The 23,944-nt window shown below is 68.5% G+C and carries 27 protein-coding genes and 1 pseudogene; 15 read left to right on the forward strand and 13 right to left on the reverse strand.

Going from position 1 to position 23,944, the window contains the following annotated elements:
* Positions 1 to 88: 88 nt before the first annotated feature.
* Positions 89 to 757: a TenA family protein gene (locus tag JNK84_RS07960; RefSeq protein ID WP_293422541.1), complete on the reverse strand. Its 669-nt coding sequence runs from the start codon at positions 755 to 757 to the stop codon at positions 89 to 91.
* A 70-nt stretch (positions 758 to 827) separates the two neighbouring features.
* Positions 828 to 1,877 (reverse strand): MaoC family dehydratase, encoded by a 1,050-nt coding sequence (locus JNK84_RS07965; RefSeq protein ID WP_293422544.1) that lies wholly within the window; start codon positions 1,875 to 1,877, stop codon positions 828 to 830.
* 157 nt (positions 1,878 to 2,034) lie between these two features.
* Between JNK84_RS07965 and JNK84_RS07970 the strand changes: the two genes are divergently transcribed.
* Entirely contained in the window at positions 2,035 to 2,673 is a 639-nt protein-coding gene (locus JNK84_RS07970; RefSeq protein WP_293422547.1) for a Maf-like protein, read from the forward strand.
* 18 nt (positions 2,674 to 2,691) lie between these two features.
* Positions 2,692 to 2,895 (forward strand): DNA gyrase inhibitor YacG, encoded by a 204-nt coding sequence (yacG, locus tag JNK84_RS07975; RefSeq protein ID WP_293422550.1) that lies wholly within the window; start codon positions 2,692 to 2,694, stop codon positions 2,893 to 2,895.
* On the opposite strand, the pseudogene JNK84_RS07980 reads toward yacG, so the two are convergent.
* The 5 genes and pseudogenes from JNK84_RS07980 to JNK84_RS08000 all read right to left on the reverse strand — a co-directional run bounded on the left by JNK84_RS07980 (position 2,892) and on the right by JNK84_RS08000 (position 7,509).
* Positions 2,892 to 3,824 (reverse strand): annotated as a pseudogene (locus tag JNK84_RS07980) (glutaminase). The gene yacG and the pseudogene JNK84_RS07980 overlap by 4 nt on opposite strands.
* Positions 3,825 to 4,050: 226 nt before the next feature.
* Positions 4,051 to 4,422, reverse strand: a complete 372-nt coding sequence (locus JNK84_RS07985; RefSeq protein WP_293422553.1) for a hypothetical protein — start codon at positions 4,420 to 4,422, stop codon at positions 4,051 to 4,053.
* 115 nt (positions 4,423 to 4,537) lie between these two features.
* A complete protein-coding gene (locus JNK84_RS07990) occupies positions 4,538 to 5,386 on the reverse strand; it encodes an aldo/keto reductase (protein ID WP_293422556.1) in 849 nt (282 codons plus the stop codon).
* A 33-nt stretch (positions 5,387 to 5,419) separates the two neighbouring features.
* The gene (locus JNK84_RS07995; protein WP_293422559.1) at positions 5,420 to 6,400 is read right to left on the reverse strand and encodes a Bug family tripartite tricarboxylate transporter substrate binding protein; all 981 of its coding nucleotides are present in this window, start codon (positions 6,398 to 6,400) and stop codon (positions 5,420 to 5,422) included.
* A 125-nt stretch (positions 6,401 to 6,525) separates the two neighbouring features.
* On the reverse strand, positions 6,526 to 7,509 hold the full coding sequence (locus tag JNK84_RS08000; protein ID WP_293422562.1) for a Bug family tripartite tricarboxylate transporter substrate binding protein: 984 nt from the start codon (positions 7,507 to 7,509) through the stop codon (positions 6,526 to 6,528).
* Positions 7,510 to 7,773: 264 nt separating this feature from the next.
* Between JNK84_RS08000 and JNK84_RS08005 the strand changes: the two genes are divergently transcribed.
* From JNK84_RS08005 to JNK84_RS08015, 3 genes are all read left to right on the forward strand, one after another.
* Positions 7,774 to 9,027 (forward strand): multidrug effflux MFS transporter, encoded by a 1,254-nt coding sequence (locus JNK84_RS08005; protein WP_293422565.1) that lies wholly within the window; start codon positions 7,774 to 7,776, stop codon positions 9,025 to 9,027.
* Positions 9,028 to 9,143: 116 nt separating this feature from the next.
* A complete protein-coding gene (locus JNK84_RS08010) occupies positions 9,144 to 10,055 on the forward strand; it encodes a ChaN family lipoprotein (protein ID WP_293422568.1) in 912 nt (303 codons plus the stop codon).
* Positions 10,056 to 10,176: 121 nt separating this feature from the next.
* Positions 10,177 to 10,851, forward strand: a complete 675-nt coding sequence (locus JNK84_RS08015; protein ID WP_293422571.1) for an alpha/beta hydrolase — start codon at positions 10,177 to 10,179, stop codon at positions 10,849 to 10,851.
* 60 nt (positions 10,852 to 10,911) lie between these two features.
* Here JNK84_RS08015 and JNK84_RS08020 read toward each other — a convergent pair whose 3' ends face one another.
* A complete protein-coding gene (locus JNK84_RS08020; RefSeq protein WP_293422574.1) occupies positions 10,912 to 11,187 on the reverse strand; it encodes a YjhX family toxin in 276 nt (91 codons plus the stop codon).
* 96 nt (positions 11,188 to 11,283) lie between these two features.
* On the reverse strand, positions 11,284 to 11,733 hold the full coding sequence (locus tag JNK84_RS08025) for a GNAT family N-acetyltransferase (RefSeq protein ID WP_293422577.1): 450 nt from the start codon (positions 11,731 to 11,733) through the stop codon (positions 11,284 to 11,286).
* A 439-nt stretch (positions 11,734 to 12,172) separates the two neighbouring features.
* On the opposite strand from JNK84_RS08025, the gene JNK84_RS08030 reads away from it, so the two are divergent.
* The 7 genes from JNK84_RS08030 to JNK84_RS08060 all read left to right on the forward strand — a co-directional run bounded on the left by JNK84_RS08030 (position 12,173) and on the right by JNK84_RS08060 (position 18,570).
* The gene (locus JNK84_RS08030) at positions 12,173 to 13,933 is read left to right on the forward strand and encodes an acetolactate synthase 3 large subunit (protein ID WP_293422580.1); all 1,761 of its coding nucleotides are present in this window, start codon (positions 12,173 to 12,175) and stop codon (positions 13,931 to 13,933) included.
* 43 nt (positions 13,934 to 13,976) lie between these two features.
* Positions 13,977 to 14,555, forward strand: coding sequence for an acetolactate synthase small subunit (gene ilvN, locus JNK84_RS08035; RefSeq protein ID WP_293422583.1), 579 nt, complete (start codon positions 13,977 to 13,979; stop codon positions 14,553 to 14,555).
* Between the two features lie 98 nt (positions 14,556 to 14,653).
* Positions 14,654 to 15,391: a pyridoxine 5'-phosphate synthase gene (locus JNK84_RS08040; RefSeq protein WP_293422586.1), complete on the forward strand. Its 738-nt coding sequence runs from the start codon at positions 14,654 to 14,656 to the stop codon at positions 15,389 to 15,391.
* An 84-nt stretch (positions 15,392 to 15,475) separates the two neighbouring features.
* The gene (locus tag JNK84_RS08045; RefSeq protein WP_293422589.1) at positions 15,476 to 16,150 is read left to right on the forward strand and encodes a TetR/AcrR family transcriptional regulator; all 675 of its coding nucleotides are present in this window, start codon (positions 15,476 to 15,478) and stop codon (positions 16,148 to 16,150) included.
* A 64-nt stretch (positions 16,151 to 16,214) separates the two neighbouring features.
* Positions 16,215 to 17,234, forward strand: a complete 1,020-nt coding sequence (ilvC, locus tag JNK84_RS08050) for a ketol-acid reductoisomerase (protein ID WP_293422592.1) — start codon at positions 16,215 to 16,217, stop codon at positions 17,232 to 17,234.
* Between the two features lie 449 nt (positions 17,235 to 17,683).
* Positions 17,684 to 18,118, forward strand: a complete 435-nt coding sequence (locus JNK84_RS08055; protein ID WP_293422594.1) for a nuclear transport factor 2 family protein — start codon at positions 17,684 to 17,686, stop codon at positions 18,116 to 18,118.
* A 2-nt stretch (positions 18,119 to 18,120) separates the two neighbouring features.
* Complete coding sequence (locus JNK84_RS08060) at positions 18,121 to 18,570, forward strand: nuclear transport factor 2 family protein (protein WP_293422597.1); 450 nt, start codon at positions 18,121 to 18,123, stop codon at positions 18,568 to 18,570.
* A 55-nt stretch (positions 18,571 to 18,625) separates the two neighbouring features.
* Here the strand turns inward: JNK84_RS08060 and JNK84_RS08065 are convergent, their stop codons facing one another.
* Positions 18,626 to 19,060 carry a ComEA family DNA-binding protein gene (locus JNK84_RS08065; RefSeq protein ID WP_293422600.1) on the reverse strand — a complete coding sequence of 145 codons (435 nt, stop codon included), beginning with the start codon at positions 19,058 to 19,060 and terminating at the stop codon, positions 18,626 to 18,628.
* A 288-nt stretch (positions 19,061 to 19,348) separates the two neighbouring features.
* Here JNK84_RS08065 and pdxY point away from each other — a divergent pair, with 288 nt between their 5' ends.
* Positions 19,349 to 20,197, forward strand: coding sequence for a pyridoxal kinase PdxY (gene pdxY, locus JNK84_RS08070; RefSeq protein WP_293422603.1), 849 nt, complete (start codon positions 19,349 to 19,351; stop codon positions 20,195 to 20,197).
* Between the two features lie 5 nt (positions 20,198 to 20,202).
* Positions 20,203 to 21,114 carry a PhzF family phenazine biosynthesis protein gene (locus JNK84_RS08075; RefSeq protein ID WP_293422606.1) on the forward strand — a complete coding sequence of 304 codons (912 nt, stop codon included), beginning with the start codon at positions 20,203 to 20,205 and terminating at the stop codon, positions 21,112 to 21,114.
* A 64-nt stretch (positions 21,115 to 21,178) separates the two neighbouring features.
* Here JNK84_RS08075 and JNK84_RS08080 read toward each other — a convergent pair whose 3' ends face one another.
* Positions 21,179 to 21,445: a glycine zipper domain-containing protein gene (locus JNK84_RS08080; protein WP_293422609.1), complete on the reverse strand. Its 267-nt coding sequence runs from the start codon at positions 21,443 to 21,445 to the stop codon at positions 21,179 to 21,181.
* A 316-nt stretch (positions 21,446 to 21,761) separates the two neighbouring features.
* Between JNK84_RS08080 and JNK84_RS08085 the strand changes: the two genes are divergently transcribed.
* Positions 21,762 to 22,346, forward strand: a complete 585-nt coding sequence (locus JNK84_RS08085) for an NUDIX hydrolase (RefSeq protein WP_293422612.1) — start codon at positions 21,762 to 21,764, stop codon at positions 22,344 to 22,346.
* On the opposite strand, the gene JNK84_RS08090 is transcribed toward JNK84_RS08085, so the two are convergent.
* The gene (locus JNK84_RS08090; RefSeq protein WP_293422615.1) at positions 22,334 to 22,678 is read right to left on the reverse strand and encodes a hypothetical protein; all 345 of its coding nucleotides are present in this window, start codon (positions 22,676 to 22,678) and stop codon (positions 22,334 to 22,336) included. The two genes, JNK84_RS08085 and JNK84_RS08090, sit on opposite strands and share 13 nt — an antisense overlap.
* Positions 22,679 to 22,855: 177 nt before the next feature.
* Entirely contained in the window at positions 22,856 to 23,800 is a 945-nt protein-coding gene (locus JNK84_RS08095) for a ring-cleaving dioxygenase (protein ID WP_293423528.1), read from the reverse strand.
* Between the last annotated feature and the right edge of the window lie 144 nt (positions 23,801 to 23,944).

Consider the following 23,944-nt stretch of genomic DNA (forward strand, 5'->3'; position numbering starts at 1 on the left):
CTTGGTGGCCGAGGGATTCTGTCGCGCCCCGTCGATCGGGACCCCACGTAACATGACGAAACATAAGGCGAGGTCAACGGGGGCCGGATCATGCCGGACCGGCGGAATCGAGCCCCATCTGCCAGAAATCGGCCTCCAGCCGCGAAGCCGCGCCGAACAGGCCGGCAAGCTCGGTGAAGCGCCGTTCGGTCATGGCCCGCGCGGCGAAATCGTCGAGGCGGCGGCGGGCATTGGCGGCGACGCCCTGATAGCCCTCGCCGGCATATTCGCCGATCCATTCGCGATAGGGGTGGTTGCCGAGAGCCTCGATGCCGTTCGGAGCCAGCGCGCGGCCGATCTCGGCATAGCCGACGACGCAGGGCGCGAGCGCGACGTGGAGGTCCATGAGGTCGCCGGCAGCGCCCGCATCCAGCACGAAACGGGTATAGGCGACGGTCGCCTGATGCTCGGGGGCCGCCTCGATATCGGCGCGCGACAGGCCCCAGCGGGCGCAGAGGCGGACGTGGAGCTCGGTCTCGTGCAGCACGGAGGCGAGCCCCTCCTGCGCCGACCGTATGTCGGCGAGGGACCGGCTCTTGTAGGCGGCGAGCGCATAGGCGCGCGCGAACTGGATCAGGAACAGATAGTCCTGCACCAGATAGGCGCGGAAGGCCGCCTCGGGCAGCGTACCCGCCCCGAGCTGGCGGACAAAGTCGTGATCGACATAGGCGCGCCAGTCGTCGGCAGCCGCCGCCTTCAGCCGGTCGAAAATGTCCATGCGCCGATTCCCGTATGCCGCGTCCGGGTGGTTGTAGGGCAGCCGGGCGGCAGCGGCCAGACCGGACCCCTCAGCGCGGGATCAGCGCCCAGTAGTCGAGGTCGAGGATGACGGCGGGATCGTAGTCCTCGCCGGTCTTCAGCGGGAAGTCGACGCAGGGCCGGTCCTTGGTGGCCACCGTGCGGATGCGCAGCGCGCCGACATCGTCGCGGCCGGGCAGGTCCTCGACGGCGAGGATTTCCGACCAGGCGAAGACCGTGTTGCCGGCGAAGAGCGGGGCGACATGCCGGCCACCATTGATCGCGGCGATCTGGAAGGCGTTGGCGAGGCCGTTGAACGACAGGGAGCGCGCCAGCGAGATGACGTGACCGCCATAGATGAGGCGGCGACCGAAGCGGCCCTGCCCCTCGGTGAACTGGTTGAAATGGACCTTGGCCGTGTTCTGGTAGAGGCGCGTCGCCATCATGTGCTCGGCTTCCTCGACCGTCATGCCGTCGACATGGTCGATCCTCTCGCCGACCTGATAGTCGCGCAGCAGGTGGCGCTGGCCGGAGAGCCCGCTGTCCCACTCCGCCGGGTCGATGATCGGACAGGCATCGCCGAGCTGGTCGGGCTCCAGCGCCTTGGGCAGGGCCGGCACCTCCTCGGCGAGAATCCGCGCGGCGTCGTCGCGCTTCCTCACCATCACCCAGCGGACATAGTCCAGCACCTCGTCGCCGTGCTGGTTGATGCCGGTGGAGCGGACATAGACGACGCCGGTCTTGCGGTTGGAGTTCTCCTTGAGACCGATCACCTCGGAGGTGGTCGACAGCGTGTCGCCGGGATAGACCGGCGACAGGAAGCGGCAGCCGGCATAGCCGAGATTGGCGACGGCGTTCAGCGACACGTCCGGCACGGTCTTGCCGAAGACCGTGTGGAAGACCAGCAGGTCGTCGAGCGGGCTCTTCGGATAGCCGATCTGCCTGGCGAAGGCGTCCGAGGACTGGACCACGAAGCGCGTGCCGTAGAGCGCGGTGTAGAGCGCGGCATCGCCCGTGGTCAGGGTGCGCGGCGTCGCGTGGCGCAGCGTCTCGCCAAGGCGGAAGTCCTCGAAATAGCGGCCCGGATTGGTCTTCGGCATGGTGGAACTCCCCTCGCCCCGATTTATGGCGTGCTGCGCTGCGAAATCCAACAGGACGAAGGGAGGGGTGAGGCGTCGGCCATGCCGCCCGTTCACAAGCCCTCCCGCATCCGCTATCGAACGGGATCACCCTTCGCCCGCGAACCGACAGGCGTCCATGGCTTCCGTATCCGTTCCCGGCCGGCCGAAACTGGTCCTCGCCTCCGGCTCGCCGCGCCGGCTGGCGCTGCTGCAGCAGGCCGGCATCGAGCCGGACACGCTGGTACCCGCCGAAATCGACGAGACGCCGATCCCGCGCGAAAGCCCGCGCAAGCTGGCGCAGCGGCTGGCGCGCGAGAAGGCTTCCGAGGCCGCCCGCCGCCTGCGCGACGATGCCGACTGGGAGGGCGCGGTGATCCTCGCCGCCGACACCGTGGTCTGCGTCGGCCGGCGCATCCTGCCGAAAGCGGAGAGCATCGACGAGGCCTCCGCCTGCATCCGCCTGCTCTCGGGCCGCTCGCACCGCGTCTATACCGGGCTCTGCCGGGTCGACCAGCGCGGCCGCACGACCACCAAGCTCGTCGAGACGCGGGTGCGCTTCAAGCGGCTGTCACGCGAGGAGATCGAGGCCTATCTCGCCTCGGGCGAATGGCGCGGCAAGGCCGGCGGCTATGCCATCCAGGGCATTGCGGGGGCCTTCGTCGTCAGCCTTGTCGGCTCCTATACCAATGTGGTGGGCCTGCCGCTGGCCGAGGCGGTCGGGCTGATCGGCGCGACCGGCTATCCCGTGACGCTGGGCTGGATCGCGAAGGGCTGAGGCCCTATCTGGATTGGCATGAACCCCGTCAACGACAACGACCAGCCGGTCGATCCGCCGAAAGCCTGCGCCATCTGCGGCAAGCCGGCGACCGTGCGCTACAAGCCGTTCTGCTCGAAACGCTGCGCCGACGTCGACCTCAACCGCTGGCTGAAGGGCGCCTATGCCATCCCGGCGGTGGAAGACCCGGACGAGGATGGTTCCGAGCCGCCGCGCGGCTAGAACACCGACCAGCCCGTCCGCGCCGCGAGCCGTTCGAGCGCCAGCGAACCGACCAGCGAATTGCCGGCGGCGTTGAGCCCCGGCGACCACACCGCGATGGAGGCCCGGCGCGGCGCAATGGCGAGAATACCGCCGCCGACGCCGCTCTTGCCCGGCAAGCCGACGCGATAGGCGAAATCGCCGGAGGCGTCGTAGTGGCCGCAGGTCAGCATGACCGCGTTGATGCGCCGGGCCGTCTCCTCCCGCGCGACCCGGTCGCCGTCGACGGGATCGAGCCCGCCATTGGCGAGATAGAGCCCGGCGCGCGCCAGCTGCCGGCAGGTCATGGCGATGGCGCACTGGTGGAAGTACACGTCGAGCACGTCGTCCACGGGATGGGCGAGATTGCGGAAGGCGCGGATGAAATTGGCGAGGCTGCGGTTACGGAAGCCGGTCTAGGCCTCCGAGCGCGCCACCTCGGCGTCGAAGGCGATGCCGCCGTCATCGGTCCGCTCGCGCAGGAAGCCGAGAATCTCGTCGATGACGATGCGCGGCGACCGGCCGGCCATCAGCACATCGGTCGTCACAAGAGCGCCGGCATTGATGAACGGGTTGCGCGGCACGCCGCGCTCCTGTTCGAGCTGGACGATGGAGTTGAAGGCGGAGCCCGAGGGCTCGCGTCCCAGCCGCTCCCACAGCTTCTCGCCGAGCCGCTCGAGAACCATGGTCAGTGTGAAGACCTTCGACACGCTCTGGATGGAAAAGGCGATGTCGGCATCGCCCGCGGCGGCCGTCTCGCCCTCGCAGGTGATGATGGCGATGCCGAACTGCTTCGGACCAACCTTGGCGAGCGCCGGGATGTAGTCGGCGACTTTGCCCTCGCCGATGCGGGCCGCGACATCGGCATGGACGGCCGCTACGAGGGCGGAAAGATCGGCGCTGTTCGACATGAAGACCCCCCGCCAGCGTGGACCGGGTCCGACGACCCCGTCCACGTCTCTCATGATCGCATTTTCCTCACGCGAACCGGCGACCACTTCGCTTGAAAATGCTTCCTAGCCAAGGGGGTCTCGCGAGGCGAGCGGCACGCCGGACCCAACGGCGCGCCACTCGCCTTCCGGAACAGGTTGCGACCAGGGGAGATCGCGGGCCTGCTCCACTTCCGTCAAATGCGGCTCAGCGCACCTGGATCGCTCCGTTCGGGTTCACGATGACGGCGGTCGCCTGGCAGAGGTTGACGCCCCAGCGGGTGACCTGCGCGCCGTTCTCGTAGCGGACGCGGACGTCGAAGATGCAGTAGCCGGAATGGAAGTCCGGCTGGACGCGCAACGAGGAGCGCGGCGCGACCATGGAATCGCCGAGCAGGTCGCGGCCGAACGAGCGGTCGTCGCGGTGGGTGGCATAGACGCTGTGGATGGCGACGCTGCCCGAGGTGTTCACCACATCGAACCAGCGCTGGTAGCCGTCGCGGGCCTGGGCGGTGGCGGCGGCGCCACCGGCGAGGGCGAGCGCGACGGCGGCGATCTTGAGCGACTTCGAGATGGACATGCGAATCTCCCTTGTCAGGTGGGCGCCGGCCATCGGCGTCCTCGGGGCCTGTTGTGCGGGAGATCGGCGGCCGGCGGCATTGCGCCGGGTTGCAGGGAGTTGAGAGAGGTTGGCGTCAGAGCATCGCCAGCGAGCGCTTGGCGCGCGGCGGCGGGAAGGCCCTGTCGATCTCGGCGAGGTCTTCGGCGGTGAGGGTCAGCGCGGCAGCCGGGCGGTTCTCCTCGACATGCGCCGGCGAGCCCATCTGCGGAATGGCGCAGACCGTGCCGCCGCGCAGCGTCCAGGCGAGCGCGACCTGTGCCGGCGTCGCGCCGGGGTGGCGGGCGGCAATGGCCACCAGCGCCGGATGCTTCGGCAGCCTGCCCTGCTCGATGGGCGAATAGGCCATGATCGGAATGCCGCGCTTCGCCTGCCACCCCGACAGGTCGAACTCGATGCCGCGCCGGCCGCAATTGTAGAGCACCTGATTGGCGGCGACCTTCGCGCCGCCTTCGACCTCGATCAGTTCCTCCATGTCGTCGACATCGAAGTTGGAGACGCCCCAGTGACGCAGCTTGCCGGCGGTCTTCAGCCGCTCGAAGGCACCGACCGTCTCGGCCAGCGGGATCGAGCCGCGCCAGTGCAGGAGGTAGAGGTCGATGCGGTCGGTGCCGAGCCGGCGCAGCGAGCGCTCGCAGGCCTCGACCGCGCTGCGCGCGCCGGCATTGTGCGGATAGACCTTGGTCACGACGAAGGCCTCGTCGCGCCGCCCCTTCAGCGCCTCGCCGACCAGTTCCTCGGAGGCGCCGTCGCCATACATCTCGGCCGTGTCGATCAGCGTCATACCGCTGTCGAGGCCGGCCCGCAGCGCCCGGACCGCGTCGGTACGCCGCGCGGCCTTGTCCGCGATGGTCCAGGTGCCCTGACCGAGAACGGGAATGGCCTCGCCCGTCGGCAGCGTCGTGGTGGCGATAGTCTCGACCATGGCCGGCTCCCCTTGCGGAGCCGGCCGCCCGGCTCACTGCTGGGTGGGGATGTTAGCCTCGCGGATGACCCTTGCCCATTTCTCCGTCTCGGCCTTGAGGAACTGGCCGAACTCGGCCGGCGTCTGCACGGCCGGCTGGGCGCCGAACTTGCCGAAGCGGTCGATGGTGTCCTGTTCCTTCAGCGCGCGGACCATGGCGGCGTTGATCTTCTCGACGACCGCCGCCGGCGTTCCCTTCGGCGCGACGACGCCCGACCAGGAATGAGCGGAATAGCCGGGCAGGCCCGCCTCCTCCATGGTCGGGATATCCGGCAGCAGCGACAGCCGCGCCGGGCTGATGCCGAGCGCCTTCACCGTCTTGGCCTCGACCTGCGGCACGGCGGTCGGCCCGTCCGAGAACATCAGCTGCACGTGGTTGCCGAGGAGGCTGTTCATGGCCGGCGCGCTACCGCGATGGGCGACGTGCAGCATGTCCGTGCCGGTCATGCTCTTGAACAGTTCGCCGGAGAGATGCGTGCCGCCGCCGACGCCGGCCGAACCGTAGGAGAGCTTGCCGGGATTGGCCTTGGCGTAGGCGATCAGCTCCCTGATGTTGTTCACGGGAAGCGAGGGATGGGCGCAGACGATGATCGGGAAGATGCCCGCGCCGCTGACCGGAACGAAGTCCTGCAGGAAGTTGTAGGGCAGGCTCGCCTTGAGGCTCGGATGGACCGAGTGGTGGATGGCGCAGATCAGCAGCGTATGGCCGTCGGGCTCAGCCCGCTGGACCGCCTGCGCGCCGATCACCGCATCCGCGCCCGGGCGGTTCTCGATGATGACGGCCTGGTTCCAGTATTCGGAGATCTTCTGACCGATCTGGCGCGCCGTGAGGTCGACGGGACCGCCGGGCGGGAACGGCACGATCAGCGTGACTCGCTTCGTCGGAAAATCGGACTGCGCGCGGGCCGGCAGGATCGAGGCGGCGGCGAGCGCGCCCGTGCTGGCGAGCACGGAGCGGCGGCTAATGGACGGCATGGGCAGTTTCCCCGGGAATGGTCTCGTTGCCCGGAATGAAATATCATTTCATTCACTGGCGCAAACAGGCCGGATGGGAGAGCGGCAATACCGCCCTCCCCGCATCGCGCCGGCAAAGACGCGTCTCAGTCGACCTTGGCGCCCGAAGCCTTCACGACCTCGGCCCAGCGCGGGATTTCCGTCGCCATGCGGGCCTGAAGCGCCTCGGGGCCCTTCATGGTCGAGGTCGCGCCCATTTCCTCGAAGCGCTTCACGAAAGCGGGGTCCCGCCCGATCTTGATATGCGCGTCGGTCAGCCGCTTGGCGATGTCGGCCGGCAGACCCTTGGGCGCCAGCATGCCCGACCACGAGGTGACGTCGAAATCGGGCACGCCGCCCTCGATCATGGTCGGCACGTTGGGCAGGCCGCCCCAGCGGCGGGCGGTCGAAACCGCGATCGGCTTGATCGTGCCGCCCTGGATCTGGCCGGTAATGGTCGGCAGGTTGTCGAACATGAAGTCGATGCGGCCGGCGATGAGGTCCTGCACCGCCACGGCGCCCGTGCGGTAAGGCACATGGAGCAGCTGAAGCCCGACCTTGCGCGACAGGAACTCGGTGGAGAGATGCGCGGTCGTGCCGAGGCCCGGCGTGCCGTAGGAGACCTTGCCCGGCCCCTTCTCCTTCGCCCAGGCGATGAATTCCTGGACGGTCTTCACCGGGTTCGACGGATTGACCACCAGCACGTTGGGAATCTCGTAGATGTCCGCGATATAGGTAAAATCGGTGCGCGGATCGAAGGGCAGCGTGCGGTAGAGCTCGATATGGGCGGACAGCGGCCCGATCGTCGAGACGCCGATCGTGTAGCCGTCGGGCTCGGCGCGGGCGATGGCGTTGACGCCGACATTGCCGGCGGAACCCGGACGGTTCTCGATGACAACGGTCTGGCCGAGTTCCTTGGACAGGTACTCGCCGATGACGCGGGCGAGCACGTCGGTCGAGCCGCCCGGCGGGAAGGGCACGATCATTCGGATCGGCCGGTTCGGCCAGGCGCTTTGCGCCGAAGCCGCGCGGAGAGCCGGCGCGGCAAGCGCGCCGCCGAGGACGGCGAGGGTCGTGCGGCGTGAAATCATGATCGGGTATCCTCCTGCGGAATGCGGTCGTCTTCGTTGGGACCGGCCAGCGCGGGCGCGGCCGGTCCAAATCGCCAATGCACATAGAGTGCAGGGCCGAACCGGAAAGGTGCAACCCGCGAGGCCGCGGCCAGCAGGCCACCCAGCGAAACCCTGCCCCTCGCGGTGGCGCCTTTCCCCAAGGGCGCATGGCGGCTATGGTCCGCCCTCAATGTTGCACTGCACGCGGCGAGAGCGGCAGGCGCACCCGATCCGGACCCTATCATGGCCTCCCTCTCGGAGCCCGCCGCGCGCGACCGCGCCGGGCTCGGCTTCCGCTCCTTCGTCGCGCTGATCGCCGCCCTGATGGCGACCAATGCGCTGGCCATCGACGCCATGCTGCCGGCCCTGCCGGAGATCGGCGCGGCGCTCGGCATCACCGAGCCCAACGACCGGCAGTGGATCGTCACCGCCTACCTGCTCGGCTTCGGCGCGGCACAGATCGTCTATGGCACGCTCGCCGACCGCTATGGCCGGCGGCCGGTACTGCTCGTCTGCCTCGCCATCTACGCGCTGGCGGGCTTCGCGGCCGCGATGGCGACGACCTTCGACCAGATGATGGCGGCACGCGTGCTGCAGGGCATCGGAGCCGCGGGTACGCGCGTGCTCGCCGTCTCCATCGTCCGCGACAGCTATTCCGGCCGGCAGATGGCGCGCGTCATGTCGCTCGCCTTCATCGTCTTCCTCGCCGTGCCGATCCTCGCGCCGTCGATCGGGCAGGTCATCGTGCTGTTCGCGCCGTGGCGCTGGATCTTCGGCCTGCTCGGCGTGTTCGGCGTGGTGGTGGGCCTGATCGCGGCGCGGCGCCTGCCCGAGACGCTGCACCCGGAAGACCGCGTGCCGATCGAGGCCGGGCCGGTGCTGGCGGCATTCCGCGCGAGCCTCACCAACCGGCTGGCCATCGGCTACACCTTCGCGATGACCTTCATGATCGGCGGGCTGTTCGGCTTCATCAACGCGGCCCAGCAGATCTTCGTCGACGTGTTCAAGGCGCCGGACCTGTTCACCATCATTTTCGCGGCGATCGCGCTGTTCATGGCGCTGGCCTCGTTCCTGAACTCGCGGATCGTCGAGCGGTTCGGCATGCGCCGCGTCTCGCACAGCGCGCTCCTCGCCTATATCGGCGTGACCATCGTGCATGCCGGATTCGCGCTCACCGGCCACGAGACGATGTGGGTGTTCGCGGTGCTCCAGGCGGCCGGCATGTTCTGCTTCGGGCTGGTGGCGTCGAATTTCGGCGCCATGGCCATGGACCCGCTCGGCCATGTCGCCGGCACGGCCTCCTCGGTGCAGGGCTTCATCTCGACCGTCGGCGGCGCATTGATCGGCTTCTTCATCGGCCAGCATTTCGACGGCACGGCGACGCCCACCGTCATCGGCTTCGCCGTCTGCGGCGTGGCGGCGCTGGTCATGGTGCTGTTCGCCGAGAAGGGCCGGCTGTTCCGGCCGCACCAGCAGGCGGCAACGCCGGTCAGGTGACAGGGCTGACCGGCTCCGCCGCCGCATTGTCGCGGCGGGGCCACCTCGGCTAGAATGGCCGCACTGCGCGAGGCCCGCCGCCGCATCCGGCATCGCATCCCCACGAGGATCGACCGATGCCGACAGACGCCTCCGAGGCCGCTATTTCCGCACGCGCCATTGCCCACGACCGGGCGACCTGGCTCGACCCCGTCACCGGCGCCGCCCTCGACCAGCGCGCCCTGATGGCGACAATGGCGACGAAGCGCGCCGTACTGCTCGGCGAGACCCACGACATCGCCGAAATCCACCGCTGGCAGGCCCATGTCGTCGCTCATCTGCACGGGCTGAACCCTCAGATCGCCGTCGGCTTCGAGATGTTCCCGCGCCGGCTCCAGCCGGTGCTCAACCGCTGGGTGGCAGGCGAACTCTCCACCGCCGATTTCATCGTGACGAGCGAATGGGATCAGGTCTGGGGCTTTCCGCCGGACATCTACCTGCCGATCTTCCACTATTGCCGGCAGCACAAGGTGCCGATGCTGGCGCTGAACTGCCACCGGCCGCTGGTCACCCGCGTCGGCAGGGAGGGCTGGGATGCGATCCCCGAGGACGAACGCGACGGCCTGACGCCCTCGGCCCCGGCGACGCCGGCCTACCGGCGCTACCTGTTCGAGCTGACGGGGGCGGCGAACCGCGCGCCCGGCCAGTCCGGTCCGCTGCAAAGCCCCGACGATCCCGGCTGGGACCGCTTCGTCAGGGCGCAGCAGACCTGGGACCGGGCCTTTGCCTGCAACATCGCGAAGGCGCTGGCGGCCGGCACCGCGAAGCTCGTCGTCGGCATTATCGGGCGGGGGCACCTCGAATATGGCGGCGGCACGCCCTACCAGCTCGCCGATCTCGGCGTGAGCGACGTCGCCGTGCTGCTGCCGAACCAGAATGCGGAGCTGACTGTGGAACCCGACCGGCGGCTGGCCGACGCTGTGTTCCGGCTGGACGTGCCGGAGCCGGCGGCGGAGCGGCGGGGACGGGCAAGGCTGGTGGCGGGGTGAGGGTAGAGAGACTCCAGACAGCCGTTGCGGATTACGGCTTTTGGTCTTATTGTAGGAATTATCTCTTGACTTGGCCTGAGACCTTCGGCATGATCCGCCGCCACTGAGACGGGAGGACCGCATGAAGCATGTCATCGTTGTGCTGATCGCCATGTTCCTCTCGGCCAATGCCGCGCTTGCCGACGAGGCGGTGCAGCTTTCCGGCGGCTATGGCCTCGTCAACGCGCCGCGCGCGCCCCGCGCGACAATCGTGCTGATCCCCGGCGGCAACGGCCATCTCGGCATCCGTGCCGATGGCAGTTTCTCAAGCCTGCGCGGCAACCAGCTGGTGCGGACGCGAAAGGCCTATGCCTCGGCCGGCGTCGCCTCGCTGGTGGTCGACAGCGGCGTGTCGATCGCCTCCGCCGTCGCCTATTTGCGACAGCGGTTCGGCCGGCCGGTGACGGTGGCCGCCACCAGCAGGGGCTCGCTCAGGATTTCGGAGGCGCTCGGCGCCCGGCCAAACGGCATCGTCATCACCGCCGGCTTCCTCGATCAGGTGCGCGGCCAGATCGGCTCCCCCGGCGCGCTGCCCGCGACGCTGGTGGTGCATCACCGCCGCGACGGCTGCCATGTGACGCCGCCCTCGGGCGTCGAGCCGTTCAAGGCCTGGGGGGGCCCAAGGGTGCGGGTCGTCTGGATCGATGGCGGGCAGGACCGGGGCGATCCCTGTCAGGCCGGCGGGTATCACGGCTTCGCGGGGAATGACGGGAGAGTGGTGGGGGTGGTCGCGGGGTTTGCGAAGGGTGTGAGGTAGGCCCGCCGGCGCGAGACCGCCGCAGCCGCCGGCGAGCGACACGGCTCGCATGGCCCCGCCCTACCCCGCACCGGATTTTCTCGCCGCCTGTCGCGATTTTTGCAGGCTGAGCGCGCCGTCGCGCGAAATGGCGTAGTCGCCGCCATTGCGCGACACGATCAGCCGCTTCGCGCGCAGCGATTGAAACTCCGGAAAGCCGTAGCCTTCGAGAAACCAGCCCTCCCGGCTGATGAAATCGGCCGCGACGGGCCGGTTCCTGCTGTCTCTTTCGAGCACGATTTTGCCGCCCGTCGACAGCATGTCGAGCGCCCGGCGCTCGGTCTTCGAAATGTTCATGATCGTTCTTCGCCGCGCACCGCGAGATGACACTCGCGGGCGGCGTCCCGAATGAGAGTGCTGGCAGGCGCGGGGGTCCGCCCGCGCCCGGCGGTATCAGCGCGTCAGGCGCATGTGGACCACCGCGAAGGGCAGCCCCTCGCTGTCGGCCGCGCTGCGGCTGGTCTCGGCGAAACCGAGCCGCCCGTAGCATGCGCGCGCGCCGTCATTGGCGGCATAGACGTCCAGCGCGAGTTCGCCCTTCAGCGCATGGGCATGGGCGATGAGCAGACGGCCGATACCCGCGCCCTGCACGCCCGGCGCGACAAACAGCGCGCCGATGAAAGCGCCGATCAGCCCGATGAAGCCGACGGGCTCGCCGTCGCGGACGGCCACCCATGTTTCGGAATCGGGCAGATAGGTGCGCTCGACCAGCTCCTGCTGCGCGCGCAGGCGCGCCTCGCCGAGGAAGGGATGAGCCCGCAGGGAGGCGTCGAGCCAGATGGCCGACAGGGTGTGAAGGTCCGTTGCCTGATAGGCACGGATCGAGATGTCCGGATTGTTCACGATGTACCGTAGTGTTGACTATGCGCAAGAACGCACGGCTCCACGAGCCGGCGACGAGGCCGCGAAACGCGGTTCAGAACTCAACCTCTGCGCATAAATCTCCTTCTACAGACCGGGCCGCGTGTAGCGCCGGGCCGGCCTCGCGTCAATCGCGGCGCGGCGGGCCGGGCGGCGAGATCGGAGCTTGCCATGTCCGGCCCGATCACCACCTTGACACCGCTCTCCCCCCTCCCCTATGGTCCGCGCCTCTTTCAATCGGAGCCGCACGCCGTGCGTTTCATCCTTATTGTATCCGGGGCGCCATCGACGGACGTGTGAGACATCACACGGCGGCCGAACGGTGGCGCTCAACACAAGGTCCCTCGCGGGGCCTTTTTTGTTGCCCGGAACGACCCCGACACCTACAGACCCGACACAGCCTCTTTTCAGGAAAACGACCATGTCCCGCGAGATGACCGGAGCCGAAATGGTGGTGCAGGCCCTGATCGACCAGGGCGTCAACACCCTCTTCGGCTATCCCGGCGGCGCCGTGCTGCCGATCTACGACGCGCTGTTCCAGCAGGACTCCGTGAAGCACGTGCTGGTCCGCCACGAGCAGGGCGCGGTGCATGCTGCCGAGGGCTTCGCGCGCTCCTCCGGCAAGGTCGGCGTGGTGCTGGTCACCTCCGGCCCCGGCGCGACCAATGCGGTGACCGGCCTGACCGACGCGCTGATGGATTCCATCCCGATCGTCTGCTTCACGGGACAGGTGCCGACGCACCTGATCGGCTCGGACGCCTTCCAGGAGGCCGATACGGTCGGCATCACCCGCCACTGCACCAAGCACAACTACCTCGTGAAGAGCATCGAGGACCTGCCGCGCGTGCTGCACGAGGCCTTCTATGTCGCGCAGAACGGCCGGCCCGGCCCTGTCGTCATCGACATTCCCAAGGACATCCAGTTCAAGACCGGCAAATACGAGAAGCCGCGCGACAACCAGCACAAGACCTATCGCCCGCAGATCAAGGGCGACCTCGCCAAGATCAAGGCGGCGGTGGAGATGATCGCGCAGGCCAAGCGTCCGGTCTTCTATACCGGCGGCGGCGTGATCAATTCCGGCCCGCATGCCTCGGCGCTGCTGCGCGAGCTGGTGCGCGCCACGGGCTATCCGATCACCTCGACGCTGATGGGCCTCGGCGCCTATCCCGCGCACGACCCGCAGTGGCTCGGCATGCTCGGCATGCACGGCACCTACGAGGCGAACCTCGCCATGCACGACTGCGATGTGCTGGTGAATATCGGCGCGCGCTTCGACGACCGGATCACCGGCCGCGTCGACGCCTTCTCGCCGAACTCGAAGAAGATCCACATCGACATCGACCCGTCCTCGATCAACAAGACGGTGAAGGTCGATATCGGCATCGTCGGCGACTGCGCCCACGTGCTGGAAGACATGGTGCGGCTGTGGAAGGACGTCGCCGGTCAGGTCGACAAGCCGGCGCAGAAGGCCTGGTGGCTGCAGATCGACGGCTGGCGGGCGCGCAAGTCGCTCGCCTACAAGAACTCCAAGGACGTCATCAAGCCGCAATATGCGCTGGAGCGGCTGGAGGCCCTGACCAAGGACCGCAAGCGCTTCATCACCACGGAAGTCGGCCAGCACCAGATGTGGGCCGCGCAATATCTGCATTTCGACGAGCCGAACCGCTGGATGACCTCCGGCGGCCTCGGGACGATGGGCTACGGCCTACCGGCGGCGGTGGGCGTGCAGCTCGCGCACCCGAAGGACCTCGTCGTCTGCGTCGCGGGCGAGGCCTCGGTGCTGATGAACATGCAGGAGATGTCGACGGCCGCGCAATATCGCCTGCCGGTGAAGATCTTCATCCTCAACAACGAATATATGGGCATGGTGCGCCAGTGGCAGGAGCTGCTGCATGGCGGGCGCTATTCGGAGAGCTATTCGGCGGCGCTGCCGGACTTCGTCAAGCTCGCCGAGGCCTATCACGCCAAGGGCATACGCTGCGACGACCCGGCGAAACTGGATGCGGCGATCATGGAGATGATCGACTATCCGGGCCCGGTGATCTTCGACTGCCTGGTGGCGAAGGAAGAGAACTGCTTCCCGATGATCCCCTCGGGCAAGGCGCATAACGAGATGATCCTCCCCGATTTCGAGGGCGATACCGGCGAGATCATCGACGCCAAGGGCAAGCAGTTGGTGTGAGGCGGTCCGCCGCCTCCGCTCCGCTCATCACAAAGAACAAGCCATGACCCAGTCCCAGTCCGCCTACTTCCTGTCCGACGCCCAGCCGCCGACCCGCCGCCATACCCTGGCGGTGCTTGTCGACAACGAACCGGGGGTTCTAGCCCGCATCGCGGGCATGTTCTCCGGCCGCGGCTACAATATCGAGAGCCTGACGGTCTCCGAGACCGAGCACGAGAAGCACGTCTCGCGCATCACCATCGTGACGACGGGCACCGAGAAGACGATCGAGCAGATCAAGACCCAGCTCGACCGGCTGGTGCCGGTCCATCGCGTGGTCGATCTCACCGTGCAGGGCGAGGCGCTGGAGCGCGAGCTCTGCCTCGTCAAGGTGCGCGGCAAGGGCGATGCCCGCGTCGAGGCACTCCGGCTCGCCGGCGCCTTCGGCGCGCGGACGCTGGACGCGACGCTCAACTCCTTCGTGTTCGAGCTGACCGGCACGACCGAGGAGGTCGAGCGCTTCATCCGCCTGATGGGCGTGGTCGGCCTCGTCGAAGTGTCGCGCACCGGCATCGCGGCCATGAGCCGCGGCGCGGAAGGCATGCTGGAAGCGACCTTGCCGGACGGCGCGCAAGGACGCTGACTGGGAGCATTCTCAAGCGAAGTGGGTACCGTTTCGCGTGAAGAGAATGCGACCTGCTAACAAGACCGGCCATCCTGTGCCGATCCGAGGCTGAAGCCATGCCGACGCATCTGTCCGTCAACGTCAACGCCATCGCGCAGCTGCGCAACCGGCGCAACCTGCCCTGGCCGAGCGTGGTGGGGCTTGCCCGCATCGCTTTGCAGGCGGGCGCGGCGGGGATCACCGTCCACCCCCGGCCGGACGAGCGGCACATCCGGCGTGGCGACGTGTTCGCGCTGGTGGCGATGATCCGCAACGAATTCCCGAAAGCCGAGTTCAACATCGAAGGCTATCCGGACGAGCGGTTCCTGGCGCTGTGCGAGGAGGCGAAGCCCGATCAGGTGACGCTGGTGCCGGACGATCCGGCGCAGGCGACCTCCGACCACGGCTGGGACGTGGCGAAGGACGGCGACCTGCTGACGCGCGTGAACAGGCGGCTGAAGGCGGCGGGCTTCCGCGTCTCGCTGTTCCTCGATCCCGACCCGGCGCTGGTGGCCGGCGCCAAGGCGACCGGGGCCGACCGGATCGAACTCTATACCGGCCCCTATGGCGGCTCGTCCGACCCGGACAAGGCGCAGGCCGAGCTCGCCAAGCTCGCCGCGACGACCGACGCGGCGGTCGCGGCGGGGCTCGCCGTCAATGCCGGCCACGACCTCACCCTCGACAACCTGCCGGCCCTCATCGCCCGCGCGCCGGCCATCGCCGAGGTGTCCATCGGCCATGCGCTGACCGCCGATGCCCTCACCTACGGCATGGCGGAAACGGTCAGGCTCTACCAGAAGGCCTGCGGCGGCTGAACGCCGGCTTGCGCCGGGGATCGCGGTAGGCTAAAGAGCCGAACCGTAACGTACGGTACGGTTCGCTCCCGCCTATCGGCACCCATGACTTCAGCCGCCAAGACCCTTGCTTCCGAGCCTTCGGGCGCCGATCCGGCCGAGCCCACCGCCCGCCAGGCGGCGGTTCTCGACGCTGTGCTGATGCTGATGCAGGAGAAGGGCGGCCAGCTCACCATGGCAGCCGTCGCACAACGGGCGAGCTGCTCCAAGGAAACGCTCTACAAGTGGTTCGGCGACCGCGACGGCCTGCTGACCGCGGCGGTGCAATGGCAGGCCTCGCGCGTGCGCGCCGGCCGCTACGACCGGCAGAAGCTCGATGCGTCGAGCCTGCGGGACAGCCTCAGCGATTTCGCCGCGAACTGGCTGTCGGTCATTTCCAGCGCCACCTCGATCGCGCTGAACCGCGTGGCGATCGCTCACGCGGCGTCGAAGCAGAGCAATCTCGGCCAGATCGTGCTCGACAACGGCCGCTTCGCCATCGGCGACCGGTTGAAACCCGTGCTGGAGGAGGGCCGAGCCGCCGGCCTCTTGGCATTCGACGATACCGAGGCGGCGTTCCGCACCTTTTTCGGCCTTGCGGGCCGCGATGTGCAGATCCGCCTGCTGCTCGGGGACAAGCTGAAGCTCGGCAAGGCCGAGATCGCGCGGGACGCGGCTGCCGCGACCGATCAATTCCTCACCCTCTACGGCCGGGCGAGCCCCGCGCCGGCCACCGCCTGACAACGACGACCCAACCCCGACAACGCCAAGCCAATCCAAGTCAGACCAAGGAAGGAACCATCCCATGCGTGTCTATTACGATCGCGACGCCGATCTGAACCTGATCAAGTCCAAGAAGGTCTGCATCGTCGGCTATGGCAGCCAGGGCCATGCCCACGCGCAGAACCTGCGCGACTCGGGCGTCAAGGACGTGATCATCGCGCTGAAGGCCGGCTCGGCGACGCGCGCCAAGGCCGAGGCCGCCGGCTTCGCCGTCATGACCCCCGCCGAGGCCGCCAAGGTCTGCGACATCATGATGATGCTCACCCCGGACGAGCTGCAGGCCGACATCTACCGCGACGACCTCCATGGCAACATGAAGCAGGGCGCGGCGATCATGTTCGCCCACGGCCTCAACGTGCACTTCAACCTGATCGAGGCCCGCAAGGATCTCGACGTGCTGATGGTCGCCCCGAAGGGCCCCGGCCACACCGTGCGCTCGGAATATCAGCGCGGCGGCGGCGTGCCGACCCTCATCGCCATCCATCAGGACGCCTCGGGCAATGCCCATGACCTCGGCCTGTCCTATGCCTCGGCGAATGGCGGCGGCCGCGCCGGCATCATCGAGACGACCTTCAAGGAAGAGTGCGAGACCGACCTGTTCGGCGAGCAGGTCGTGCTCTGCGGCGGCCTGGTCGAGCTGATCAAGGCCGGCTACGAGACGCTGACCGAGGCCGGCTACGCCCCGGAAATGGCCTATTTCGAGTGCCTCCACGAGGTGAAGCTGATCGTCGACCTCATCTACGAGGGCGGCATCGCCAACATGAACTACTCGATCTCCAACACGGCCGAGTACGGCGAGTACGTCACCGGCCCGCGCATCATCACGGCCGAGACGAAGGCGGAGATGAAGCGCGTGCTGACCGACATCCAGTCGGGCAAGTTCACCCGCGACTGGATGCTGGAGAACAAGGTCAACCAGACCTCGTTCAAGGCGACCCGCGCCCGCATGGCCGCCCACCCGATCGAGGAAGTCGGCGCCAAGCTGCGCGACATGATGCCCTGGATCAAGGCCAAGGCCCTCGTCGACAAGACCAAGAACTGAGCGGCTTCTCGACGGACGGGCGACTGACGCGCCCGTCCTTTGGGATCAAGGCCAAGGCCCTCGTCGACAAGACCAAGAACTGAGCCGGCCGAAACACTCTCGACGGACGGGCGACTGACGCGCCCGTCCTGTCGGGATCAAGGCGAACCTGATCGCACGACCTCAAGGGCGGCTTCGGCCGCCCTTTTTTGCACGAAAGATTTTTTTTCCGCGTGCACCACACGATGCGCGGCGATTCCCTCGGGCCAATCGCAGTCATCTGGCGGTATTATGATGCCGACAAACGGTGCCCTGATGCCGTCGGACGGTGGCCTGATGCCGGCCGGCGGCGCCATTCATCCTACACTCATCCGTATGTCTGCATTCTTGGTCACTATCCCTTGGCGGGTTGTCACAGATCGCGTTACCACCTTACCGTGGGGAACAGTTCAAGAGATTCTGCCACACTCATGACCTACCCCAGTTTCCGCGTCCTATCCGGCACAATCGCCGTCAGGGAGAGCCTGATCGAGCTCTACGAGGCGCGCCGGCGCGGCGACGGCGACGGCTTCGCCGCGGGCTTCGCGGAGGACGGCGTCTTTCACATTCTCGGCGACACCCGGCTGCTTCCGGAGACCGGCCCCCGACACGGCCGCCGCGACATCGCCCGCGTCATCAAGCAGTGCTACCGGCAATACGAGTATGTCGACGCGCTGCTCATCGACGTGATCGTCGACATCAATCTCGCGGCCATACGCCGCCATCTCACCCTGCGCAGCCGCGAGACCGGCGCCGTCGGGGAGTTCGACGTGATGGATTTCATCCGCCTGCGCGACGGCGAGATCGTCGAGCTGACACAGTTCATGGACACCGCCTCTCTCGCCGTCATGTCCGGCAGGGTCTAGCCATGTCCAAGCCCTCCTCCTTCGCCAGCGAGACGACACGCCGCAAGGCGCTGTTCGAGGCTGTTCACGCGCTCTACGATGCGCGTCAGGCAGGCGATTTCGAGGAGTATCTCAGCTATCTGGCGCCCGATGCGCGGATGACGGTCATCGGCAATCCGGTGCTCAATCCGCAATCCGGGCTGAGGGTCGGCCGCGACAGCATCGACCGCTATATCCGCCAGGTGCACGACGAGAACGTCTATCTCGGCCACGGCATCGACCACATCATCACCGAGGGCGACCACGTGGTGGTGCGGTGGCACATGGACCTGCGTCTCGCCCAGAACGGCCGGGAAGCCCGGTTCGACGCGCTCGACTATCTGCGCATCCGCGACAACCGGATCGTCGAGGTGACGCAGTTCTACGACACCGGCACCATGGCCCTGCTCAAGGGACGCGTCCGGATCGCCTGAGCGCGAATCGAAAAGGGCGGCCAGGGCCGCCCTTCCCGACATGCACCCGACCGGATCAGAACCGCACGCGATCCTTGATGGCGGTCAGCGCCTGCTGGTTGACCGACGTGCCGGTCATGCGGCGCTCGAAATCGGCCCAGTCGCGGAAACGGCCCTTGCCGCGCTCGGTGACGATGGCCTGCGCGCGCGCCGCGCCGATCTGCGGCAGGGCGTCGAGTTCGGCGGCGGTGGCGCTGTTGAGATTGACCCGCGCCGCCTGGTTCTGGGCAGCGGGAGCGGCGGCCGCCGGGCGGGCCGGCGTCGTGGCGGCGGGAGCGGCAGCGGCCGGGCGAGCCGGAGCCGCGGGCGTCGTGGCCGGCGTCGTGGCCGGCGCCGTGGCGGCGGGACGGGACGGCTGCGTCGTGGAGGGCTGGGTCGCCGTCTGGGCGAGAGCCGAACCGGCAAGCAGGGCGGAAACCGCGGCGGCGGTGAGGATGCGCGAGAAAGTCATGGGATGGTCCATCCGCAAGCCCGGCCGGAATTCCTCCCGAGATCCGCGGCGACGGCCGGGCAGGCCACCGCGGAAGACTGCCGGAGCTGATCGCCTCGACCCGGTGATCACGCACCCGGACCATGACCGGCATTTGATGCCTTCGCTGCTTTCTTGTGGCCTTCCGGTGAACGGCCGTTGAACGAAGTACCTGACGTGATGGCAGGGTTCACCGATGGGAATTGGCGCGGGCCGGCAAGGCCCGCTAGCGTGACGGCGCTTCATACTCGCCCTCCGCGGAACGCCGCCATGAACATCCTGTCCATCCAGTCCTGGGTCGCCTACGGCCATGTCGGCAACGCCTCGGCCGTCTTCCCCATGCAGCGCCTCGGCCACGAGGTCTGGGCGATCCACACCGTGCAGTTCTCGAACCATACCGGCTATGGCGCCTGGAGGGGCCGCGTCTATGACGGCCCGATGATCGAGGAACTGGTGGACGGCATCGCCGAGCGCGGCGTGCTCGGCCGCTGCGACGGCGTGCTTTCCGGCTATATGGGCTCCGCCGATATCGGCACCGCCATCCTCGATGCGGTCGCGCGCGTGCGCGCCGCCAATCCGAAGGCGCTCTATTGCTGCGATCCGGTGATCGGCGATGTCGGGCGGGGCGTTTTCGTGCGGCCCGGCATTCCCGAATTCATGCGTGATGCCGCCGTGCCGGCGGCCGACATCATCACACCCAACCAGTTCGAGCTGGAATATCTCACCGGCCGCACAGTGACGACGCTCGCCGATGCCAAGGCCGCCGTGGCCGCGCTTCAGGCGCGCGGGCCGAAGACGGTGCTCGTCACCAGCCTCCTGACCGAGGACACGCCGGCGGATTCCATCGACCTGCTGGCGTCCGGGCCGGCGGGCGCGTTCCGCGTCCGCACGCCGAAGCTCGGCGTCTCGGTCAATGGCGCGGGCGACGCCATCGCGGCGCTGTTCTTCGTCCATGCCGCCGGAACCGGCGATGTCGCCAAGGCGCTGTCGCTCGCGGCCTCCTCGACCTTCGGGCTGCTGACGCGCACGGCCGAGGCGGGGTCGCGCGAAATCCTCACCGTCGCGGCGCAGGACGAGTTCGTCGCGCCGAGCCGGATCTTCACGCCCGAGGCCGTCTGACGCTCATGACCCGCCGCTTTCACACGCTCGACGTCTTCACCGGCACGCCGCTCGCCGGCAATCCGCTCGCCGTGGTCCACGACGCCACGGGTCTCGACACGGCCGCGATGCAGAAGATCGCCGGCGAGTTCAACCTGTCGGAGACCGTCTTCATCCTGCCGGAGGCCGCGCCGGGCCACCGCGCCGACATCCGCATCTTCACGCCGGGCGCGGAGCTGCCCTTCGCGGGCCACCCGACGGTCGGCACAGCGGTCCTGCTCGCCCAGCTGGATGGCCTGTCTCCCGGCGCCGAGACCCGCTTCGTGCTGGGGGAGAAGGCCGGTCCGGTGCCCTGCCACGCCGTCCGCCATGCCGACGGCCGCTATGAGGCGACGTTCGAGGCGCCGCGACGGCCGGCCGTGATCGGGCCGGCGCCGGATCCCGCCCAGCTCGCCGGCATCCTCGGCCTGACGCCCGGCGATATCGGCTTCGACGGACATCGCCCGAGCCGCTATGGCGCGCCGGTGTCGTTCTGCTACGTGCCGGTGAAGACCCGCGCGGCCATGGACGCCATCCGCGTCGATACCCGCTGGTGCGCCGAGACCTTCGCCGCCATCGGCGAGAACCACCCCGCGATCTTCGCCTATACCCGCCAGACCGTGGACCCGGCCGCCAGTTTCCACGCGCGCATGTTCGCGCCCGGCCTCGGCATCGCCGAGGACCCGGCGACGGGATCGGCGGCGGCGGCCTTCGCCGGCGTGCTGGCGGAGTTCGACCGGCCAGCGGATGGCACCCATGCCGTGGTCATCGAACAGGGCTTCGCCATGGGCCGGCCGAGCCGGATCGCGCTCGGCCTGACCATCGAGGGCCGGGCGGTGACCCGCGTGACAATCGGCGGCGGCGCCGTGATGGTCGCCGAGGGCCGGCTCCACCTCTGAGATCCGCCCAAAGAAAAACCCGCCGGACGGAGCCCGGCGGGTTTGCTATCCGATTGAACGCCGATCAGCGGCGGTAGCGGCAGACGCGCTCGCCGTAGCGGTTGACCCAGCAGCGACGACGCGGCGTCGTCTCGGCACCGATGATCGCGCCGGCAACACCGCCGATCGCCGCGCCCGCGAGAGCGCCACCGCCCGTGCCGGTCGCCAGACCGCCGATGATCGCGCCGGCGCCGGCGCCGATCGCGCCGCCCGCGGCGGCCCGCTCCTCGCGCGGCGTGCACGCGCCAATCATCAGGGCCGCGGCGCCGACCAGAGCCAATTTCTTCAACATCGAGAATCCCTCCTGCAAAGCCCCTTCCCGGGGGACGACCATAGGGGACCACCGGGCCATTTGCCAAGCCGCCGTCCGTTCAGCTTTAACAGACGGTAACGCCTGTTTCGCAGGGCCGGAGGCTCCGGCGGAAGCGGCGAGCAGCCTGCCATCGCGCGAGGACAACGCCCTGGCCGTTCCCCGGTTCCGCCGCATCCGCCACATCGACGCCACGCTCGACGCGAGCCCCTGGGCCTATGCCGAGCGGCAGAGGCCGGCGATCGACGCCGCCTGGGCGGCCGCGACCGCCGCCAATCCGGCGCTGTTCAACGGTCGCGTGCTGCTGATGAGCGGCGGCGGGGTGACAGGGGAGCGGATGACCGGCCGCTACCGGCCGGTCCTCTACGCCGAATTCCTGCACTACATGCGCCATGGCGAGGCCGACGGTCGCACCAAGAACGGCTTCGCCCTCGCCGGCCTCGTCGCGTCGGACGGGGCGCTCGCCATGGGAGTGATGGGCGCCCATACCGCCAATGCCGGCAAGATCTACTTCCCCGGCGGCACGCCCGATCTCGACGATCTCGTCGATGGCCGCGTCGATCTCGCGGGAAGCGTGCGCCGCGAGCTTGGGGAGGAAACGGGCCTTCGCACCGATGAAGTGACCTTCGACGACGGGTTCTGGCTCTACGAGGACGACAAGCGCCTCGCCTTCACCAAGATCGTCCGGTCGCCGCTGGCCGGAGACGCCCTGCGCCAGACAATTCTCGGCCGGCTTGCCGCCGAGGCGCAGCCGGAACTCGCGGACATCCACCTGGTCCGCTCGGCCGATGACCTCATTCCCGAGCGGATGCCGGCCTTCCAGCTCGCCTTCTGCGAATGGTGGCTTGCCGGTGGCGCGGCGGAGGCCGCTCAGCCCGGATAGCCGTAGCGGCGCTTGACGGCCGACAGCGCGGCGCTCGCCTCGCCCGAGCGGCCGGCGGCGCAGGCTGCCTCTGGCCCGCGCAGGTCGGCGATCACCCGGCCATGAACATCGCGGGCGACGTGGCCGGTGGCGAGGTCATTGTCCATCACCGCGCGGAAGCGGGTGATCTCGCCGGAGCAGCCGGCGCCCTCCGGCAGGCGGAAGTCCGGGCGCGTCACATACTGGGGGGACGACCCCTGCGCGACCGGCTGAGGCGCGAGCGTCTCGGAGGTCGACTGGCAGGCGGCAAGCGCGAGGGTGCCGGCAAGGACGAGAAGGGTGGCGCGGATCATGAAGGGCCCCGGAGGCGAAGAATCGGCACGCGCCAATCTAGGCCCCGGTGCAGGTCGCGCAAGGCGGCGGGCCGAAATCCGGCCGCTGATGGCGTGACGCGGTCCGCCATGCCCGGCACAAGGCCGCGCATGGCGAAACAGATGCGGATCGGGAGCGGGCGCTCCCTGAGCGGCGCCTCAGCCGAGCGGCTTCAGGCCCCGCTCGATCTGCGCCCGCTTGGCTTCCAGGAACGGCGGCAGCGCCAGCTTCTCGCCGATCGTGGCGAGAGGCTCGTCGACATCGAAGCCCGGACCGTCGGTCGCGATCTCGAACAGGATGCCGTTCGGCTCCCGGAAATAGAGGCTGCGGAAATAGTAGCGGTCCACGGGCCCCGAATTCGGGATGCGCATGCCCTGCAACCGCTCGGCCCAGCCGCGATATTCGGCCTCGTCGGGCGTGCGGAACGCGACGTGATGGACCGAGCCCGCGCCCTGCCGCGCCTGCGGCAGATGCGGCTCCACCGCGACGTGGTACTCGGCGGCCGGACCGCCGTCGCCCATGGCATAGACATGGACAGGCGAGGCGCTCGGCAGCGTGTATTCGCGCACCTTGGTCATGCCGAGGACGTGGGTCAGCACGAGGTCGGTCGTCTCGAGCACCGGCACGCTGGCGGTGATCGGCCCGAGACCGCGAATCTGGTGCTCGGCCGGCACGCCGCTGGCGTCCCACGGATGGGCATCGCCCGCGCCGCCATCGTTGATGAGAGCGAGGCGCTGGCCTTCCGGGTCCTCGAAATCGAGGGTCAGACGGCCGTCGCGGACGGCGGGTGCGTCGTGCTTCACGCCCTTCTCGGCGAAGCGCCCGGCCCACCAGCGGATGGTCGCCTCGCCGGAGACGCGCAGCGCGGTGCGGATGATCGAATTGGTGCCGCGCCGCTCGCGGTCCACCGGCCACTCGAAGAAGGTGACGTCGGAGCCGGGGCTGGCGACGCCGTCGCCGTAGAACAGGTGATAGGCCGAAGTGTCGTCCTGGTTCACCGTGCGCTTGACGAGGCGCATGCCGAGAACGCCGGTGTAGAAGGCGTGATTGCCCGGCGCATCGGCCGAAACGGCGGTGAGGTGATGGATGCCGGTCAGGCGGATGCCGGCCGGCGCGGATGTCGCGTTCAGGTTCGCAGTCGTGGTGGTTGTCGTGGTGGTTGTCGTGGTCATGGAGCTCTCCTCCTCAGATGGACAAGAGATCGGTCACCGCCGGCCGCGCGGCAAGGCGCCGGACCGCTCCATCGA

This window comes from Phreatobacter sp., assembly GCF_016793595.1.
Taxonomy (GTDB): Bacteria; Pseudomonadota; Alphaproteobacteria; order Rhizobiales; family Phreatobacteraceae; genus Phreatobacter.

Bases quoted from the DNA above. Each gene is read 5' to 3' on its own strand.
- JNK84_RS07960 (WP_293422541.1), bottom strand. From the start codon at position 757: ATGGACATTTTCGACCGGCTGAAGGCGGCGGCTGCCGACGACTGGCGC.
- JNK84_RS07965 (WP_293422544.1), bottom strand. From the start codon at position 1,877: ATGCCGAAGACCAATCCGGGCCGCTATTTCGAGGACTTCCGCCTTGGC.
- JNK84_RS07970 (WP_293422547.1), top strand. From the start codon at position 2,035: ATGGCTTCCGTATCCGTTCCCGGCCGGCCGAAACTGGTCCTCGCCTCC.
- yacG (WP_293422550.1), top strand. From the start codon at position 2,692: ATGAACCCCGTCAACGACAACGACCAGCCGGTCGATCCGCCGAAAGCC.
- JNK84_RS07985 (WP_293422553.1), bottom strand. From the start codon at position 4,422: ATGTCCATCTCGAAGTCGCTCAAGATCGCCGCCGTCGCGCTCGCCCTC.
- JNK84_RS07990 (WP_293422556.1), bottom strand. From the start codon at position 5,386: ATGGTCGAGACTATCGCCACCACGACGCTGCCGACGGGCGAGGCCATT.
- JNK84_RS07995 (WP_293422559.1), bottom strand. From the start codon at position 6,400: ATGCCGTCCATTAGCCGCCGCTCCGTGCTCGCCAGCACGGGCGCGCTC.
- JNK84_RS08000 (WP_293422562.1), bottom strand. From the start codon at position 7,509: ATGATTTCACGCCGCACGACCCTCGCCGTCCTCGGCGGCGCGCTTGCC.
- JNK84_RS08005 (WP_293422565.1), top strand. From the start codon at position 7,774: ATGGCCTCCCTCTCGGAGCCCGCCGCGCGCGACCGCGCCGGGCTCGGC.
- JNK84_RS08010 (WP_293422568.1), top strand. From the start codon at position 9,144: ATGCCGACAGACGCCTCCGAGGCCGCTATTTCCGCACGCGCCATTGCC.
- JNK84_RS08015 (WP_293422571.1), top strand. From the start codon at position 10,177: ATGAAGCATGTCATCGTTGTGCTGATCGCCATGTTCCTCTCGGCCAAT.
- JNK84_RS08020 (WP_293422574.1), bottom strand. From the start codon at position 11,187: ATGAACATTTCGAAGACCGAGCGCCGGGCGCTCGACATGCTGTCGACG.
- JNK84_RS08030 (WP_293422580.1), top strand. From the start codon at position 12,173: ATGTCCCGCGAGATGACCGGAGCCGAAATGGTGGTGCAGGCCCTGATC.
- ilvN (WP_293422583.1), top strand. From the start codon at position 13,977: ATGACCCAGTCCCAGTCCGCCTACTTCCTGTCCGACGCCCAGCCGCCG.
- JNK84_RS08040 (WP_293422586.1), top strand. From the start codon at position 14,654: ATGCCGACGCATCTGTCCGTCAACGTCAACGCCATCGCGCAGCTGCGC.
- JNK84_RS08045 (WP_293422589.1), top strand. From the start codon at position 15,476: ATGACTTCAGCCGCCAAGACCCTTGCTTCCGAGCCTTCGGGCGCCGAT.
- ilvC (WP_293422592.1), top strand. From the start codon at position 16,215: ATGCGTGTCTATTACGATCGCGACGCCGATCTGAACCTGATCAAGTCC.
- JNK84_RS08055 (WP_293422594.1), top strand. From the start codon at position 17,684: ATGACCTACCCCAGTTTCCGCGTCCTATCCGGCACAATCGCCGTCAGG.
- JNK84_RS08060 (WP_293422597.1), top strand. From the start codon at position 18,121: ATGTCCAAGCCCTCCTCCTTCGCCAGCGAGACGACACGCCGCAAGGCG.
- JNK84_RS08065 (WP_293422600.1), bottom strand. From the start codon at position 19,060: ATGACTTTCTCGCGCATCCTCACCGCCGCCGCGGTTTCCGCCCTGCTT.
- pdxY (WP_293422603.1), top strand. From the start codon at position 19,349: ATGAACATCCTGTCCATCCAGTCCTGGGTCGCCTACGGCCATGTCGGC.
- JNK84_RS08075 (WP_293422606.1), top strand. From the start codon at position 20,203: ATGACCCGCCGCTTTCACACGCTCGACGTCTTCACCGGCACGCCGCTC.
- JNK84_RS08080 (WP_293422609.1), bottom strand. From the start codon at position 21,445: ATGTTGAAGAAATTGGCTCTGGTCGGCGCCGCGGCCCTGATGATTGGC.
- JNK84_RS08090 (WP_293422615.1), bottom strand. From the start codon at position 22,678: ATGATCCGCGCCACCCTTCTCGTCCTTGCCGGCACCCTCGCGCTTGCC.